Below are 15,730 nucleotides of genomic sequence, written 5' to 3'. Positions count from 1 at the left end.
GGCATCACGCGTTCGGCAGGTTACGGGCGAGCGCTTCCAGCACCGCCATGCGAACGGCGACGCCCATCTCGACCTGTTCGCGGATCAGGGATTGCGCGCCGTCGGCAACCGCGGTGTCGATCTCGACGCCGCGGTTCATGGGACCTGGATGCATCACCAGCGCGTCGGGCTTGGCGTAAGCGAGCTTCTTCTGGTCCAGCCCGAAATAGTTGAAGTACTCCGACGAGGACGGCACGAAGGAGCCGTTCATGCGCTCGCGCTGGAGCCGCAGCATCATCACGATGTCGGCGCCGTTGAGGCCCTCGCGCATGTCGCGTGCGACCTCGACGCCCATCCGCTCGATGCCGGGCGGCAGCAGCGTGGAGGGGCCGACGACGCGGACGCGGGCGCCCATGGTGTTGAGCAGGATGATGTTGGAGCGGGCCACGCGCGAATGCAGCACGTCGCCGCAGATCGCAACGACCAGCCCCTCGATACGGCCCTTGTTGCGGCGGATGGTGAGCGCGTCGAGCAGCGCTTGCGTCGGATGCTCATGCGCGCCGTCGCCGGCATTGATCACGGAACCGTCGACCTTGCGGGCGAGCAGTTCCACCGCACCGGAGGCGTGATGGCGCATCACCAGGATGTCCGGATGCATCGCGTTGAGCGTCATCGCGGTGTCGATCAGCGTCTCGCCCTTCTTGATGGACGAGGACGCCACCGACATGTTCATGACGTCGGCACCCAGCCGCTTTCCCGCGAGCTCGAACGAGGACTGCGTCCGCGTCGAAGCCTCGAAGAAGAGGTTTACTTGCGTCCGTCCACGCAGGACGGTGCGCTTCTTGTCAACCTGGCGGTTGAGCTCGACATATTCTTCAGACAGGTCGAGCAGGCCGGTGATGTCGGCCGCGGAAAGGCCCTCGATGCCCAGCAAATGCCGGTGGCCGAGGACGAAGGTCGATTTCGATGTCATTAAAAGCAGAGCTATAGGCGCGGATGGGGGGTGGGGCAAGGCCCAATCCGCGGGAGGGGAGTTATCCCCTGATAGTGCTGCTTTCTCCGTCATGCCCGGGCTTGTCCCGGGCATCCACGATCTTGCACGCTAGCCAAAAGAAGGGCGTGGATGGCCGGGACAAGCCCGGCCATGACGATGTGGAGGCATTTCGTGAAATCACCTCTAATTGCGGTCGTGGCGACAACCATAATCTCGTCCGCCCATGCCCAATCGCTCCCCGGCGGCTTCGTCTATCTGCGCGACATCGATCCCAGCATCATCCAGGACATCCGCTACGCCACCTCCAATAATTTCGTCGGCCGTCCGCTCGCTGGCTATGGTGCGGGCGAGTGCGTGGTGAAGCGGGAGGTGGGGCTGCGGCTGAAGGCGGTGCAGCAGGAGCTCGCCGCGCAAAATCTCTCGCTCAAGATGTTCGACTGCTATCGCCCGGCGCGGGCTTCGCTCGACATGGTCAAGTGGTCGCAGAACGGCCACGAGACCGCGGCCGAGCGGCGCTACAATCCAAAGATCCCGAAGACCGAGCTGTTCCGCCTCGGCTACATCGCGGGCCGGTCGCAGCATTCCACGGGTGCGGCACTCGACCTCACGCTGGTCGATCTCAAGGCCGACAATTCCGCCACGATCGATCCCGCAAAATCCTATGCCGATTGCACGGCGCCAGTCGAGGCGCGGCTGCCGGAAGGCAGCGTCGACATGGGCACCGGCTATGACTGCACCGATATGAAGGGACATACCGCTGCGCCATCGATCAATCCGGACCAGCGCGCCTGGCGCAAGCGGCTGGTCGCTGCCATGGCGAAGCAAGGCTTTGTGAACTATTCGAAGGAGTGGTGGCATTTTTCCCTGCCGGGGGCGGGCGGGGCGGCCTATGATTTCCCGATTCCGCCGCGGCGCTGAAGGGCCGATGGCCTGCAGTACCTGACGAAAGCGTTTTGATGGATTCCCTCAACCCCGATCTCCCGCCGCTCGTCGAGACGTCCGCCGCGCCGCGCGTCTGGAAGTTCTGGGGCACGGCGCTGTGGGGCATTGTCATCTTCGCCGCGATGTTCGTTGGGCAGATCGGCGCCATCGTCTTTCTGGTCTGGCACCACGGCGCCCCCATGAGCCTCGCATCGATGCAGGATGTCGGCCGCGAGCCCGCGGCGCTGGCGCTGTCGGTGACCATGGGTCTGCCGGCAACGCTGGCGGCAGTGTGGCTTGCCATCCGCATCAAGAAGGCCGCGTTCGTTGATTATCTCGCGCTCTATTGGCCGTCGTGGAAGCAGCTCCTGTTCGGCGCGGTCGGCCTCATCCTGTTGGTGCTGGCCTGGGAGACGATGTCGCGGATGCTCGGTCGCGAGGCGACGCCGGGCTTCATGACCGATCTCTTGAAATCGGGCCGCGACAAGGGCGCGGCGCTGATGCTGCTGTTCGCCTTCAGCGTGGCGGCGCCGATGTCGGAAGAGGTTCTGGCGCGCGGCTTTCTGTTCCGCGGCTGGTCGGCGAGTTTTTTACGCGTGCCCGGCGCGATCCTGCTGTCGTCGTTGGTGTGGACGGTCGTGCATCTGCAGTACGACTTCTATTTTCTCGCCGAGGTTTTCACGATCGGCCTGTGGTTCGGCTACATGCGCCATCGCGCCAATTCGCTGTGGCTGACGATCCTATTGCACGCGCTGAACAACATGACGGCGGTGGTGCTGACGATGTGGCTGGGGGACTAGCCCGGCTGTTGCCTCAGACTCCGTCATTGCGAGGAGCCCTTGCGACGAAGCAATCCAGAATCCCTCCAGGGAAAGACTCTGGATTGCTTCGCTGCGCTCGCAATGACGGTGGCGAGAGAGGTGCGGTCCCAATCACGCTACGCCACCAGCGCGATCGCGATTGGCATCGTGATGGCCGCCAAAATGGTTTGCAGCGTGATGATCTGCGCCAAGAGGGGCGCATCGCCGCCCATCTGGCGGGCGAGGACATAGGCGCTAGGTGAGGTCGGCACCGCCGCGCAGATCGCGACGATCGCGAGGCTGTCGCCGGAGAGGCCGAACCAGGCGGCGAGCATCAGTGCAAGGACCGGCATCAGCACCAGCTTGAACGTCACGCCGAGCGTCGCGCTCATGCTGGGGCGGAGCAGACCCTTGAGCTGGAGACCGGCGCCGGTGACGAGCAGGCCGATGGCGAGGGAGGAGCGGCCAAGCGCGTCCGCCACCTCGTGCCAGATCTTTGGCAGCGGCAGATGAATCACGTTGATGACGAGGCCGATGACGCAGGCCCAGATCAGGGGATTTCGGATCACGGTCATGACAATCGCGCGCGCCGACTGTTTTTCGGGCGAAGCATAGTGCGCGAGCACGGCGACGCTGAAGACGTTGACCAGCGGGATGATCGCGACCATCGCGACCGACGCCAGCGCCAGCCCGACATCGCCGTACAGATTGGCGGACACCGAGAGCGCGACATAGGTCTGCCAGCGCGTCGCGCCCTGGAAGATCGAGGTGAAAGCCGGACCGTCGATGTCGAGCCGCGACAGGGCCGGGCGGAGTGCGAGGCAGAGCAGCGACATCGCGAGCGCCGACAACAGCAGCGCGCCGCCGACGCCGGCGACCGGGACTTTTGAGAGGTCGGCCTTCACCAGCGTCTGGATCAAGAGCATCGGGAACAGGACAAAATAGGTCAGCCGCTCCAGCCCGTGCCATTGCGTGTCCAGCCGCATCAGGCTGTGCCGGAGCACGACGCCGAGCACGATGAGGATGAAGACCGGCAGCAGCGCCGCGATGACGACGGCCATGGATCAGCCGGTTCCCGGGCTGGCGCGCAGATTGGCGAGGCGGTCGAGCGCACCCTGCAGGATGAAGATCGCGGCGTGCTCGTCGATCACCTCGGCGCGCTTGGCGCGGCTGACATCCATGCCGATCAGCTCGCGCTCGACGGCGGCGGTCGAGAGGCGCTCGTCCCAGAGGCCGATGGGGAGGCTGGTCAGGTTGGCGAGATTGCGCGCGAAGGCGCGGGTCGATTGCGCGCGCGGACCCTCGCTGCCGTCCATGTTGATGGGCAGGCCGAGCACGAAGCCGACCACCTTGCGCTCGGCCGCGATCGCGAGCAGCCGCGCCGCGTCCTGCTTGAACTGCTTGCGCTGGATGGTCTCGACGCCTGTCGCCAGCCGTCGGTCCGGATTGGACACGGCAACGCCGATGGTCTTGGTGCCGAGATCAAGGCCAATCAGCCCACCGCGTTCGGGCCAGTGGGTTGCAGCATCGACGAGGGGCAGGATAAGAGCGGGCATGGATTTAGCGCATATCACGCGTCGCGCTGCGGGGTGAACCCGGAACATGGATGCACTGACACTATTCGGCCTGTTTGCCGTCACCGCGATGCTGGTCTGCTATGCCTTGGAAGACCGCAGCCATTGGTTCGTGCTGCTGTTCGCCATCTCGTGCGCGCTCGGCTCGGCCTACGGCTTTCTACAAGGGGCTTGGCCGTTCGGCCTCGTCGAGGTGATCTGGGCTCTGGTTGCGCTGCGGCGCTGGCATCTCAGGCCGCAGACATAATTCGGGCGAGGGGGCCTGCCGGGCGACAGACTGATCCTCGCCCGGGTCTTCGGCTAGCGGATCGCGATCGGGTTGATCATGGCCTGCACGCGCCGGTCCAGCGCGGCTGGCCCAGCACGAACAGGAATTCATAGCCCTTGTCCTTCGCGAGCGCGGCGGTGTCCATGTTCTCGAGGATGTAGGTCCCGTTCATCGCAAGCAGGATCTGGTGCACCTCGAAAATGTTCTTCGATTCGAACGGCAGCACCTCGAGCGCCCCGGTGTCGGCGCCGATCGCGACGACGCCCCTGCCAGTGAGATATTTCGCGCCTTCGACGCCGAGGCCGGGTTCACCCGCCGAGTAGCGCTTGTCATCCTTGCCGATCAGGCTGAGCCAGCCGGTGTGGAAGATCACGACGTCGCCCTGGCGGATCTCGATGTTCTGCGCCTTGGCCGCTTCCTCGATCTCCTTGACGTTGAAGGCGGTGCCTTCCTTGACGATGTCGGTCTTGAAATAGGCGGCCATGTCGAACAGCACGCCGCGGGTGACGATCGGCGGCACCTTCTCGATGCCGAACTTCTTCAACCCGTTCGGATCGGCGAAGTCGGCGAGCTTGTTGCCGTTGTAATAGACGTGCTCGATGCCGAGATGGCCGAGCCCGTCGATCTGGCTGCCGATGCCAACCCAGGTGTCGAGGATGTCGTCGTTATAGGTCGCCTTGTTGGGGCCGAGGCCCGGGCTGCCGGCCTGTCCCGGCTGCACGATGGTGAGCTTGAATTGACGCGGCGGATAAGCGGGCGTCTGTGGCGTGACGGGAATGCCGAGGGCGTAGGTCTTGCCGGTCTTCACCAGCGAGGCCGCCTTCAGCACGAGCTCCGGCGTCATGTAGTTGGCGGCGCCGATCTCGTCGTTCGGCCCCCATTTCGATTTGGTCCAGTCCTGTGCGCTTGCAGTTCCTGATATCGCCGACAACACGGCGACGCAGCACAACACGAGCGTATTGCGCATCGATCATCCTCCCGATTTTGTTTTGGCTTCGTTGTGGTTTCGCGCTGGCCAGTCGCTCATCCTAACGTAGAAGAGTGACAGCCTTCAAAGCTTTTCGATGTGCTGCGCTGCGGCGGCTGAACGCAGCACAGATCGATTCAAGCGCGATGGATTTGTGACGAATTTCGCGGCGTGGAACGTGACGTCTGCCTCAAGCCGCGATGACCTGATCGTCCTTCTTCAGGCAAGCCGCGAAGCCCTCAAGCGCGCTGTATTGATGCCCGGCGCTGCGCTGGATGAAGAGCGTCTCGGCGCGCGCATGCGACGGGCTCAGCGTGTGGATCGCGACGCTGCCGTTCATCGCGCTGCGTTCGACCACGGCGCGCGGCAGCAGCGTTACGCCCATGTCGGCGGCGACGCAGCCGATCATGCCGTCGAGCGTGCCGAGCTCGAAACGCGCGGCAGACGGCCAGCCGTATTCGACGAACACCTGTTCGAGGCGCTGGCGATAGGTGCAGCCGGTGCGGAACACCAGCGCGGTCGGACCGGACTCGGGCGTGCCGGCGCGCAGCTCGGCAAGCGAAGCCCAGCGCCGCGCGCTGACCAGCACCAGCTCTTCGCGAAAGGCGCTTGTTATGGTGAGATCGGCATGCGCGATGGGACCTGCGACGAAGGCGCCATCGAGCGTGCCGTCGAGCACGCCGGCGACGAGATCGGCCGTGGTCGCGGTGCGCAGGGAAAGGCGCACGGCGGGGAAGCGGCGATGGAAATCGGCGAGCAGCGGCGGCAGCCGCACGGCCGCGGTCGTCTCCATCGAGCCGATCGCCAGCGGTCCCTTCGGCTCGCCATCGTCGCGCGCGGCGAGCACCGCTTCGCGCGACAGCGCCGCCATCCGCTGCGCGTAGGGGAGGAGGCGTTTGCCGGCGCCGGTCAGCGCCATGCCGCGCGAGTGGCGCTCGAACAGCGGCGTGCCGATTTCGGCTTCCAGCGCCTTCACGCGCTGGGTGACGTTCGACTGGACCGTGTTCAGCTCTTCGGCGGCGCGGGTGATGCCGCCCGTGCGGGCGACGGCGGCAAAAGTCTGGATATCGCTGAGTTCCATGGCGTCGTTTCGCTTTTGTGATGGCAGCGTTCGCTAGAATTCATTTTTCGTGAATGCTAGTCGCGCCTAGTCTGACTGTCCAGATCAGGGAGGGACCATGCCCATTGCGACGTCGCTGACGAGGCTGCTGGATATCAGGCATCCCATCCTGCTGGCGCCGATGGATATCATCGCCGGCAGCCGGCTGGTGACGGCGGTGAGCCGCGCCGGCGGTTTTGGCATTCTCGGCGGCGGCTACGGCGAGCGGGCGTGGCTCGAGCAGGAGACGGCGAAGCTCGCCGGCCTGCCTGCGCCGTTCGGCATCGGCTTCATCACCTGGAGTCTTGCGAAGCGACCGGAGCTGCTCGATGTCGCGCTCGCCGCAAAACCGTCGGCAATCATGCTGTCGTTCGGCGATCCCGCGCCGTTCGCGCCGAGGATCAGATCCGCCGGCGCGCGCCTGATCTGCCAGGTGCAGGACGAGGCGATGGCGCGGCAGGCGCTCGAGGCGGGCGCTGACGTTCTGATCGCGCAGGGCACGGAGGCGGGCGGCCATGGTGCCGCGCGCACGACCATCGATCTCGTGCCTGGCATCGTCGATCTCGCTGCGGGCCGTGTGCCTGTTGTCGCGGCCGGCGGCATCGCCGACGGGCGCGGGCTCGCCGCCATGATGATGCTGGGCGCGAGCGGGGTGCTGCTCGGCACGCGCTTCTATGCGAGCCAGGAGGCCGATGGCCTGGAGGAGGCCAAGCGGCGCATCTGCGCAGCGAACAGCGGCTCCACGTTGCGCGGCATCATCTTCGATCTCTCCCGCAACAATGTCTGGCCGGCGCCGTTCACGGGACGGTGTCTGGTCAATGATCACGCCAGGCGCTGGATCGGCCGCGAGGTCGAGCTGATGCAGAATGTCGCCGCAGTCGCGGCGGAGTATGCCGCTGCCAAGGCCGCCGGCAATTTCGATGTCGCCGCCGTGATCGCAGGCGAGGCGGTCGGCCTGATCCATGATATTCCGCCGGCGGCCGAAATCGTCGAGCGGATTGCGGCTGAAGCGGAGCAGCTTTTGGAAGGAAGACGGAATTCGGCGGGAGGTGTTCTTCCTTCTCCCCTTGTGGGAGAAGGTGGCGCGCAGCGCCGGATGAGGGGTTCTCTCCGCGGAGAATAAAATCAAATTAGAGAGGTCTGTGTCCGCGGATGCAACCCCTCACCCGTCTCGCCGCTATCGCGGCGAGACACCCTCTCCCACCAGGGGAGAGGGGAAGAGAGAGCGAGATAAACCATGTGGCCTGACCGTCGACTGATCGATCTGTTTAAGACCGAATTCCCGATCGTGCTGGCGCCGATGGCCGGCGTGATGGATGCCGAACTGGTGATCGCCGTGGCGGAAGGCGGGGGGCTCGGCTCGCTGCCGAGCGCGATGCTGTCGCCGGAAAAGGCGCGCGAGCAGGTTCACATCATCCGCCAGCGCGTGAAGGCGCCGGTGAACATGAACTTCTTCTGCCACACGCCGATCGATCTCACGACTGAGGCCGAAGCGCGCTGGAAGCAGCGGCTCACGGGCTATTACACCGAGCATGGTCTCGATCCGGCGGCACCGATCAACGCCGCGAACCGCGCGCCGTTCGACGCCGCGTTCTGCGAGGTCGTCGAGGAGCTGAAGCCTGAAATCGTCAGCTTTCATTTCGGCCTGCCGGAGGAATCGCTGCTCAAGCGCGTCAAGGCGGCCGGCTGTCTCGTCATCTCGTCGGCCACCACCGTAAAGGAAGCGGTCTGGCTCGAGCAGCATGGCGTCGATGCCGTGATCGCGCAGGGCGCCGAAGCCGGCGGCCATCGCGGCATGTTCCTGACCGACAAGATCGCCGAGCAGCCCGGCACGTTTGCGCTGGTGCCGCAGGTCGCCGACGCCGTGAAGGTGCCCGTGATCGCGGCCGGCGGCATCGCCGACGGGCGCGGCATCGCCGCCGCCTTCGCGCTCGGGGCCTCCGGCGTGCAGATCGGCAGCGCCTATCTGCGCTGTCCGGAATCCAAGGTCAGCGCCGGCGGCCGCAAGGCGCTGGCCGAGGCGCGGGATGATTCCACCGTCATCACCAATGTCATGACCGGACGCCCGGCGCGCGGTGTCCAGAACCGCCTGATGCGCGAGGCCGGCCCGATCTCGCCGGATGCGCCGCCGTTTCCCCATGCCGCGACCGCGCTGGCACCGCTCAAGACGGCGGCCGAAAAGCAGGGCAGGGTGGATTTTACCAATCTCTGGGCCGGGCAGGCCGTTGCCCTGGGACGCGAGGTCCCCGCGGCCGAATTGACCCGGGATTTTGCCAGATCGGCGCTGGCGCGCATGAAAGCGCTGGCCGGCTAAGGGAAAGCGCCGGTTGCGGCGCAAAAGCGGCCTCTGCTATACGGCACATGGGTTTTTGCCGTGAGAGGCCTTATATAATGTCCGTCGACGCCGCTACCGTCCGCCGCATCGCGCATCTGGCGCGCATTGCGGTTTCCGAGGACGAGGTTCCGCATCTTCAGGGCGAGCTCAATGCCATGCTTGCCTTCGTCGAGCAGCTCTCGGAGGTCAATGTCGAGGGCGTGGAGCCGATGACCTCGGTGACCCCGATGCAGATGAAGAAGCGGCAGGACGTGGTCGATGACGGCGAGATCGCCGACGATATCGTTGCCAATGCACCGGCGACTGAGGGGCACTTCTTCCTGGTGCCGAAGGTCGTCGAATAATTTTCAGGACGTGGTCCGATGTGTCTGCTTTGCGACGATGAGAAGGCCTATCAGGCCTACATGAATTACCTCGACAAGATGGAGCGGCAGGGCAAGGCTGCCGATCCCAATGTCGCCGTCAATGAAGTGCTCGACGAGCTCCAGGCCGCCGCGAATGCGGCCGCCAAAAAAGACGACCCGGCCAACGACAAGACCCTGTCTCCGTTCTTCTGCAGCCCGATCAATAAATGACCGATTTGACATCGCTGACGCTCGCCGAGGCCCGCAAGGGTCTCGCCGACAAGACTTTCACGTCGCTCGAGCTGACCGACGCGCATCTTTCCGCGATCGAGAAGGCACGCGTGCTCAATGCCTTCGTGATGGAGACACCGGATCGCGCGCGCGAGATGGCGAAGGCCGTGGACGAGAAGATCGCCAGGGGTGAGGGCGGCCCGCTCGCCGGCATTCCGCTCGGCATCAAGGATCTGTTCGCGACCAAGGGCGTGCGCACTACGGCGTGCTCGAAGATTCTGGGCAATTTCGTGCCGACCTATGAGTCCACCGTCACCTCGCAGCTGTGGCGCGATGGCGCGGTGATGCTCGGCAAGCTCAACAATGACGAGTTCGCGATGGGCTCGGCCAACGAGACCTCCTGCTTCGGTCCTGTCGGCAATCCCTGGCGGCGTGAAGGTTCCAACACCACGCTGGTGCCGGGCGGCTCGTCCGGTGGCTCGGCCTCGGCGGTGGCGGCGCTGCTGTGCATGGGCGCGACCGCGACCGACACCGGCGGTTCGATCCGCCAGCCGGCGGCGTTCACCGCCACCGTCGGCATCAAGCCGACCTATGGCCGCTGCTCGCGCTGGGGCATCGTCGCCTTTGCGTCCTCGCTCGATCAGGCCGGTCCGATCGCGCGCACAACGCGCGATGCGGCGATGCTGCTGCGCTCGATGGCCGGGCACGATCCCAAGGATACCACCTCGGTCGACATTCCCGTGCCGGATTACGAGGCCGCGATCGGCCAGTCGGTGAAAGGCAAGCGGATCGGTATCCCCAAGGAATATCGTCTCGACGGCATGCCGGCCGAGATCGAGAAGCTCTGGAGCGAAGGTGCAGAGTGGCTGAAGGCGGCCGGTGCCGAGCTGGTCGAGGTGTCGCTGCCGCACACCAAATACGCGCTGCCGGCCTATTACATCGTGGCTCCGGCGGAGGCGTCCTCGAACCTCGCGCGTTACGACGGCGTCCGCTACGGCCTGCGCGAGTCGGCTAAGAACATCATCGAGCTCTACGAGAACACCCGCGCCGAAGGTTTTGGCGCCGAGGTGCGTCGCCGTGTCATGATCGGCACCTATGTGCTCTCGGCCGGCTATTACGACGCCTATTACCTGCGCGCGCAGAAGGTCCGCACGCTGATCAAGAAGGATTTTGAGGATTGCTTCGCCAGGGGCGTCGACGCGATCCTCACCCCCGCGACGCCGTCGGCGGCCTTCGGCATCGGCGAGAAGGGCGGCGCGGATCCAGTCGAGATGTATCTCAACGACATCTTCACGGTGACCGTGAACATGGCGGGCCTGCCCGGCATCGCCGTGCCCGCCGGCAAGGACGCGCAAGGCCTGCCGCTCGGGCTTCAGCTGATCGGCCGTCCCTTCGACGAGGAGACGCTGTTCTCGCTCGGTGAGGTGATCGAGCAGGCCGCCGGCCGCTTCACACCCGCGAGGTGGTGGTGAATGTCGCGGATTTCATCGCAAGCCTCGACCGCGCGGCGCCCGCGCCTGGGCTGAGCGCGCCGCTCAGAGGTCTCTGGTGGGCTGCCAAGGGCGACTGGGACCAGGCGCACAGGATCGTGCAGGACGAGGGCAGCCGCGATGCGGCCTGGGTGCATGCCTACCTGCACCGCGTCGAAGGCGATCTCGGCAATGCCGGCTATTGGTACCGCCAGGCCGGCCAGCCGACAGCAAAGGATTCATTGGAAGCGGAGTGGGAGCGGATCGCTGCCACGCTGCTCGGGAGCACGACATGAGCACGGCCACGCACAAGCTTCTCAAAGGCTCAACCGGCGATTGGGAGATGGTCATCGGCATGGAGGTTCATGCCCAGGTGACCTCGAACTCAAAGCTGTTCTCGGGTGCCTCGACCACGTTCGGCGGCGATCCGAACACCCATGTGTCGCTCGTCGACGCCGCGATGCCGGGCATGCTGCCCGTCATCAACGAAGAGTGCGTCAGGCAGGCTGTCCGGACCGGGCTCGGTCTCAACGCCAAGATCAATCTGCGTTCGGTGTTCGACCGGAAAAACTATTTCTATCCGGACTCGCCGCAGGGCTACCAGATCAGCCAGTACAAGTCGCCGATCGTGGGCGAGGGCGAGGTCGTGCTCGAACTGGACGGCGGCAAGACCGCCACTATCGGCATCGAACGGCTGCATCTGGAGCAGGATGCCGGCAAGTTGCTGCACGACCAGTCGCCGTCCATGTCCTTTGTCGACCTCAACCGCTGCGGCGTGGCGCTGATGGAGATCGTCTCCAAGCCCGACATCCGCGATGCCGAGCAGGCCAAGGCCTATGTGACCAAGCTGCGCTCGATCCTGCGCTATCTCGGCACCTGCGACGGCGATATGGAGAAAGGTTCCTTGCGCGCTGACGTCAACGTCTCGGTGCGCAAGCCGGGCGGGCCGCTCGGCACCCGCTGCGAGATCAAGAACATGAACTCGATCACCTTCATCGGCCAGGCGATCGAGTTCGAGGCGCGCCGCCAGATCGAGATCCTCGAGGATGGCGGCCAGATCGAGCAGGAAACGCGGCTCTACGACCCCAACAAGGGCGAGACGCGCTCGATGCGCTCCAAGGAAGAGGCGCACGACTATCGCTACTTCCCCGATCCGGATTTGCTGCCGCTGGAATTCTCGCAGGGCTTCGTCGATGCGCTGAAGGCGGAGCTGCCCGAGCTGCCGGACCAGAAGAAGACGCGCTTCGTCGCCGATCTCGGCCTGTCGGCCTATGATGCGAGCGTGCTCGTCGCCGAGCGCGAGAGCGCGGTGTTCTACGAGACCGTGCTCGACAAACTCGCCAACCGCGCCCGCGACGGCAAGATGGCGGCGAACTGGGTGATCAACGAGCTGTTCGGCCGTCTCAACAAGGAAGGCCGGGATATTACGGACTCGCCCGTGAGCGCTGAGCAGCTCGCCGCCATCATCGACCTGATCGGCGAGGGCACGATCTCCGGCAAGATCGCCAAGGATCTGTTCGAGATCGTCTGGCAGGAGGGCGGCGACCCGCGCGCGTTGGTCGAGAGCCGCGGCATGAAGCAGGTGACGGATCTTTCGGCGATCGAAAAGGTTGTCGACGACATCATCGCGGCCAATCCCGACAAGGCCGCGCAGGTGAAGGATAAGCCGCAGTCGCTCGGCTGGTTCGTCGGCCAGGTGATGAAGGCGTCCGGCGGCAAGGCCAACCCGCAGAGCGTCAACGACCTGCTCAAGTCGAAGCTCGGCCTCTAGCCTCACACATTCGAACGAGGTGACGGACACGCATCGTCACCTCGCGCGACGTCGAGACGAGACGCGCGCACGCATCGCCGACGGCGAACGTCATCCCGTCGAGGACGCGATGCGGATGCGAATCGCAGGTCGCGCGATTCGCTCAAAACGGCGACTTGCACGCGCTCCGACGAACGCTTCCGCCGTTAAGCACGAAAATAATTTCGTTGCCAAAAATCGCGACTCAGAGTCCGCGACTCGGCTTCGCGACGCCGACGCGCGCTTTGCAGCGCGCGTCATCGCACCGACCATGCGCGGTGCGCGTGCGCAGAATAATACTTGCTTCATAGTGTTTTCCTGCAATCGCTGCGCTCGCGGACGTCGTTGTCGCGCGACGCATTTGCAATTGCGGACGCGTGTCGCTGCGTGCCGGCAAATCAGCTGCGGCTGGCGCACGCGCACTGCGCCGTCAACACTTCCTTAAGTGAGAAGATGTTTTTTTCGTCGTGTTGGTGTATTCGGAATGAGTGTGCACTCGATCCCCGAATGCATGCAGCGATTAAAGCCATCTCACACATCGGAGGGCAACATGGCCAAGAAAGCGAAGAAGGCGAAGAAGGCGAAGAGCGCAGTGAAGAAGACTGCGAAGAAGACCCGCAAGGTCGCGAAGAAGAAGAAGTAACTTCGCTTCTTTGAAGTTGCCGGCTCCTCGTAGCCGGCACGTCATCAGCGCCTCCTAGAGGTTCTGGTCGACGATAGAGGGTGTCGGCGAGACATCAGGTCAACGGTCGGATCGTTCTCTTTCGCGGTCCGGCAGAAGAAACGAGTTTTCTTCGTTCGGTGCGGTTCTCCTCCGGGGCTCCGCAATTCCACGAGCGGCCTTCGGGCCAATTTGGAATCTGGTCCTGACGTGTTCGCCGACGCCCTCGTTCCCTGAGGCCGGGGTATTGCCGGCAATCCCATTTCCCACATTGCTGATCTGACCGCGATATCGCCGCGCCGACGTGGCCGCACTGCCGTGAAGCAGGCGAAGGCGCGATACGTCTGTTCGACGTTCGCGCGCCGCTTTCCGGGGCGCGGTGTCATCGCCCGGTGCCGACCGGGCGATCCGGTGCGCCGAGACGGCCCTGGTTGCGCCAATGGACCGCGACGTTCTGGATTCCCAATCATGTCATCGGGCTCGCCGAAGGCGAGAACCGGCCGCAGGGAATGACAGGGCAGGTGTGGCCACAGCCGCGCGCTGCTTGTCGGCAAATTATCACCACAGCACCTGCGCCAGCGCGCGAGATGGTTATCGTTCTCCCAAAATCCCAAGGTAAACCGAATCTGACGAATCGCAGAAGTACCTGCAAAACGGTGACTTCTTGCATTCGTCGCGCGAGCCGCCGGGGTGCGCGTTTACGTCTGCTTCATCGCGATACTTAAACTGCCATTCAAATTTGCCCGCCATCATCGCCTTCAACAAGCCGGCAAACGGCGTCGGGCATGATGCCCCGGGGAAGAGTTGAACAGCGCACGATCCCGGAAGGGATCCTGCACATCAGAGTTGGACGGGAGCCGCGCTCGGGGGACGAGGCGGCATAAGAAGAAAAGGGGATGCGTTATGTTTCAGGGTACTTTCGATCTCGATACGGCGACGCCGGTCGATGCGAGCGCGCTGTCGGACGTGCTGTTCGAGCGTGGCCTCTATTGGGCCAGCGGCCGTTCCGGCCTCGTCGATCTCGTCGCCGCGCATAAATGGTTCAACCTCGCCGCCCTGAAGGGCCGCAAGGACGCCGTGGCGCTGCGCCAGGAAGTCGCCGGCCAGATGTCGGATGCCGAGATCTCGGCTGCGCAGCGCGACGCGCGGGCCTGGGTTTCCGCTCATTGAACGCTTGCTTGACGGGTTTTCGTTACGGGAACCGGTATCCGCTTCGCTCGAAAACGCTGTGAGCTGAGATCGCACGCGGCCCCGTGGTTTCACGGGGGAACTCCGTTGCGCTGAATCAAGTTTCTGCATCGTGCCGCCCACTAGACCCGCGCGGCATGAGCGACTTCGACACGAATGGACGATGGCTGCCGATTCAGATCGCGCCCGACGATTGCGATCTGGAACTCGGACAGCGGCACAAGACGGGCATTCAACCCTGGACGTTTCCATGCCGGCGCAAGCGCGGCGTCTGGTTCAACGTCTGGGCTGACGAGCCGGTGCTGATCGCGCCCTCGCATTGGCGAGTCTGGCGCTGCAGCCGTTAGAGGCGGGTACGCCTATATAAGGTGAGCGCGAATCGTGTTGAGGGCGGTGGTGCTGATCCCGGCGCCTGGCTAGCGCGCTGGCTCCATGATCGCTTTCAGCCGAAAGATCGCCCGTGTCTTGGATTCTGCTGGTGGGTGGCGGAGAGGGAGGGATTCGAACCCTCGATACAGCTTGAGACCGTATGACGCTTTAGCAAAGCGTTGCCTTCAGCCACTCGGCCACCTCTCCGGTGCGAGCCTTATGCCTCTATTTGCTTGGGCCGGTCAATTTGTAACCGTGTGTTTGTACTCGAATATTCCCAGCGATTTTCGTGGCAGGGGGGCCTATGGAAGGCTCGAATCTCGTCGGCTCCGCGGTCGAGCTGCCGGTCCCGGCCCTGATCTTCCCCGCACATCATAAAGAGTGCTCTGCCGCTCAGCCTCGCGCCGCGTCGTGACCGAACTCGTGCCCCTTAAAGAATGGTGCGGGGGAAGTCGTGCCTTCTCCTTGAGTCTCCTTCTGATTCCCACGATTCGAGCGCGTCAAAGCTGCCTTAGCGCGAGGTCTGATCCGTTGTGCCTCAGATGGGGAGTTTTGAGGGCAGCCGGAACCGCTAAAAAAATGCAAGAAAAAACAATGTGTTGCGATGACGCTTTGATCACATCTGCGTGTTATTTGTGCAACACTTGCCGGGAAACGCGCTTCGTTGGCCCGTTTCGGAGCGTTCTCTTGTTGTGTGTGCAAGGACGTTCAGTAATTGTGACTGAGCGACGGAGGGGGGCAT

16 protein-coding genes, 1 tRNA gene and 1 pseudogene are annotated in these 15,730 nt (G+C 64.2%); 12 read left to right on the top strand and 6 right to left on the bottom strand.

The window, feature by feature from the left end; translation table 11 throughout:
• Nucleotides 1-4 precede the first annotated feature (4 nt).
• On the bottom strand, nucleotides 5-952 hold the full coding sequence (locus tag HYH08_RS06255) for an aspartate carbamoyltransferase catalytic subunit (protein WP_097663180.1): 948 nt from the start codon (nucleotides 950-952) through the stop codon (nucleotides 5-7).
• Nucleotides 953-1,129: 177 nt separating this feature from the next.
• On the opposite strand from HYH08_RS06255, the gene HYH08_RS06250 reads away from it, so the two are divergent.
• Both HYH08_RS06250 and HYH08_RS06245 read left to right on the top strand, forming a co-directional pair.
• Nucleotides 1,130-1,891, top strand: a complete 762-nt coding sequence (locus HYH08_RS06250) for a M15 family metallopeptidase (RefSeq protein WP_220008950.1) — start codon at nucleotides 1,130-1,132, stop codon at nucleotides 1,889-1,891.
• 38 nt (nucleotides 1,892-1,929) lie between these two features.
• The gene (locus HYH08_RS06245) at nucleotides 1,930-2,694 is read left to right on the top strand and encodes a CPBP family intramembrane glutamic endopeptidase (protein ID WP_220008846.1); all 765 of its coding nucleotides are present in this window, start codon (nucleotides 1,930-1,932) and stop codon (nucleotides 2,692-2,694) included.
• 137 nt (nucleotides 2,695-2,831) lie between these two features.
• Here HYH08_RS06245 and HYH08_RS06240 read toward each other — a convergent pair whose 3' ends face one another.
• A complete protein-coding gene (locus HYH08_RS06240) occupies nucleotides 2,832-3,755 on the bottom strand; it encodes an AEC family transporter (protein ID WP_220008845.1) in 924 nt (307 codons plus the stop codon).
• 3 nt (nucleotides 3,756-3,758) lie between these two features.
• Nucleotides 3,759-4,250: a Holliday junction resolvase RuvX gene (gene ruvX, locus HYH08_RS06235; RefSeq protein WP_220008844.1), complete on the bottom strand. Its 492-nt coding sequence runs from the start codon at nucleotides 4,248-4,250 to the stop codon at nucleotides 3,759-3,761.
• Between the two features lie 46 nt (nucleotides 4,251-4,296).
• Between ruvX and HYH08_RS06230 the strand changes: the two genes are divergently transcribed.
• Nucleotides 4,297-4,515: a hypothetical protein gene (locus tag HYH08_RS06230; RefSeq protein ID WP_220008843.1), complete on the top strand. Its 219-nt coding sequence runs from the start codon at nucleotides 4,297-4,299 to the stop codon at nucleotides 4,513-4,515.
• Nucleotides 4,516-4,568: 53 nt separating this feature from the next.
• Here HYH08_RS06230 and HYH08_RS06225 read toward each other — a convergent pair.
• Both HYH08_RS06225 and HYH08_RS06220 read right to left on the bottom strand, forming a co-directional pair.
• Nucleotides 4,569-5,503: pseudogene (locus HYH08_RS06225) on the bottom strand (cyclase family protein).
• Nucleotides 5,504-5,693: 190 nt separating this feature from the next.
• On the bottom strand, nucleotides 5,694-6,584 hold the full coding sequence (locus HYH08_RS06220) for a LysR family transcriptional regulator (protein WP_220008842.1): 891 nt from the start codon (nucleotides 6,582-6,584) through the stop codon (nucleotides 5,694-5,696).
• Nucleotides 6,585-6,681: 97 nt separating this feature from the next.
• Between HYH08_RS06220 and HYH08_RS06215 the strand changes: the two genes are divergently transcribed.
• The 9 genes from HYH08_RS06215 to HYH08_RS06175 all read left to right on the top strand — a co-directional run bounded on the left by HYH08_RS06215 (nucleotide 6,682) and on the right by HYH08_RS06175 (nucleotide 14,966).
• Nucleotides 6,682-7,725: an NAD(P)H-dependent flavin oxidoreductase gene (locus tag HYH08_RS06215; protein ID WP_220008841.1), complete on the top strand. Its 1,044-nt coding sequence runs from the start codon at nucleotides 6,682-6,684 to the stop codon at nucleotides 7,723-7,725.
• 114 nt (nucleotides 7,726-7,839) lie between these two features.
• Entirely contained in the window at nucleotides 7,840-8,916 is a 1,077-nt protein-coding gene (locus tag HYH08_RS06210; protein ID WP_220008840.1) for an NAD(P)H-dependent flavin oxidoreductase, read from the top strand.
• Between the two features lie 77 nt (nucleotides 8,917-8,993).
• Entirely contained in the window at nucleotides 8,994-9,281 is a 288-nt protein-coding gene (gatC, locus tag HYH08_RS06205) for an Asp-tRNA(Asn)/Glu-tRNA(Gln) amidotransferase subunit GatC (protein WP_128265297.1), read from the top strand.
• 18 nt (nucleotides 9,282-9,299) lie between these two features.
• Nucleotides 9,300-9,512: a hypothetical protein gene (locus HYH08_RS06200; protein WP_057756502.1), complete on the top strand. Its 213-nt coding sequence runs from the start codon at nucleotides 9,300-9,302 to the stop codon at nucleotides 9,510-9,512.
• A complete protein-coding gene (gene gatA, locus HYH08_RS06195) occupies nucleotides 9,509-10,984 on the top strand; it encodes an Asp-tRNA(Asn)/Glu-tRNA(Gln) amidotransferase subunit GatA (RefSeq protein WP_220008839.1) in 1,476 nt (491 codons plus the stop codon). The genes HYH08_RS06200 and gatA overlap by 4 nt, the downstream gene beginning before the upstream one ends.
• Nucleotides 10,975-11,277, top strand: coding sequence for a hypothetical protein (locus tag HYH08_RS06190; protein ID WP_220008838.1), 303 nt, complete (start codon nucleotides 10,975-10,977; stop codon nucleotides 11,275-11,277). Before gatA ends, HYH08_RS06190 begins: the two co-directional genes overlap by 10 nt.
• Complete coding sequence (gene gatB, locus HYH08_RS06185; protein WP_220008837.1) at nucleotides 11,274-12,752, top strand: Asp-tRNA(Asn)/Glu-tRNA(Gln) amidotransferase subunit GatB; 1,479 nt, start codon at nucleotides 11,274-11,276, stop codon at nucleotides 12,750-12,752. Before HYH08_RS06190 ends, gatB begins: the two co-directional genes overlap by 4 nt.
• A gap of 1,582 nt (nucleotides 12,753-14,334) precedes the next feature.
• Nucleotides 14,335-14,601, top strand: coding sequence for a hypothetical protein (locus HYH08_RS06180; protein ID WP_220008836.1), 267 nt, complete (start codon nucleotides 14,335-14,337; stop codon nucleotides 14,599-14,601).
• Nucleotides 14,602-14,756: 155 nt separating this feature from the next.
• A complete protein-coding gene (locus tag HYH08_RS06175; protein WP_220008835.1) occupies nucleotides 14,757-14,966 on the top strand; it encodes a hypothetical protein in 210 nt (69 codons plus the stop codon).
• A gap of 136 nt (nucleotides 14,967-15,102) precedes the next feature.
• Here the strand turns inward: HYH08_RS06175 and HYH08_RS06170 are convergent.
• Nucleotides 15,103-15,195: transfer RNA gene (locus HYH08_RS06170), tRNA-Ser, on the bottom strand.
• Nucleotides 15,196-15,730 lie beyond the last annotated feature (535 nt).

The sequence above is a fragment of the Bradyrhizobium sp. BR 10289 genome, assembly GCF_019455385.1.
Taxonomy (GTDB): Bacteria; Pseudomonadota; Alphaproteobacteria; order Rhizobiales; family Xanthobacteraceae; genus Bradyrhizobium.
This window is presented reverse-complemented; position numbering and strand designations above follow the sequence as displayed.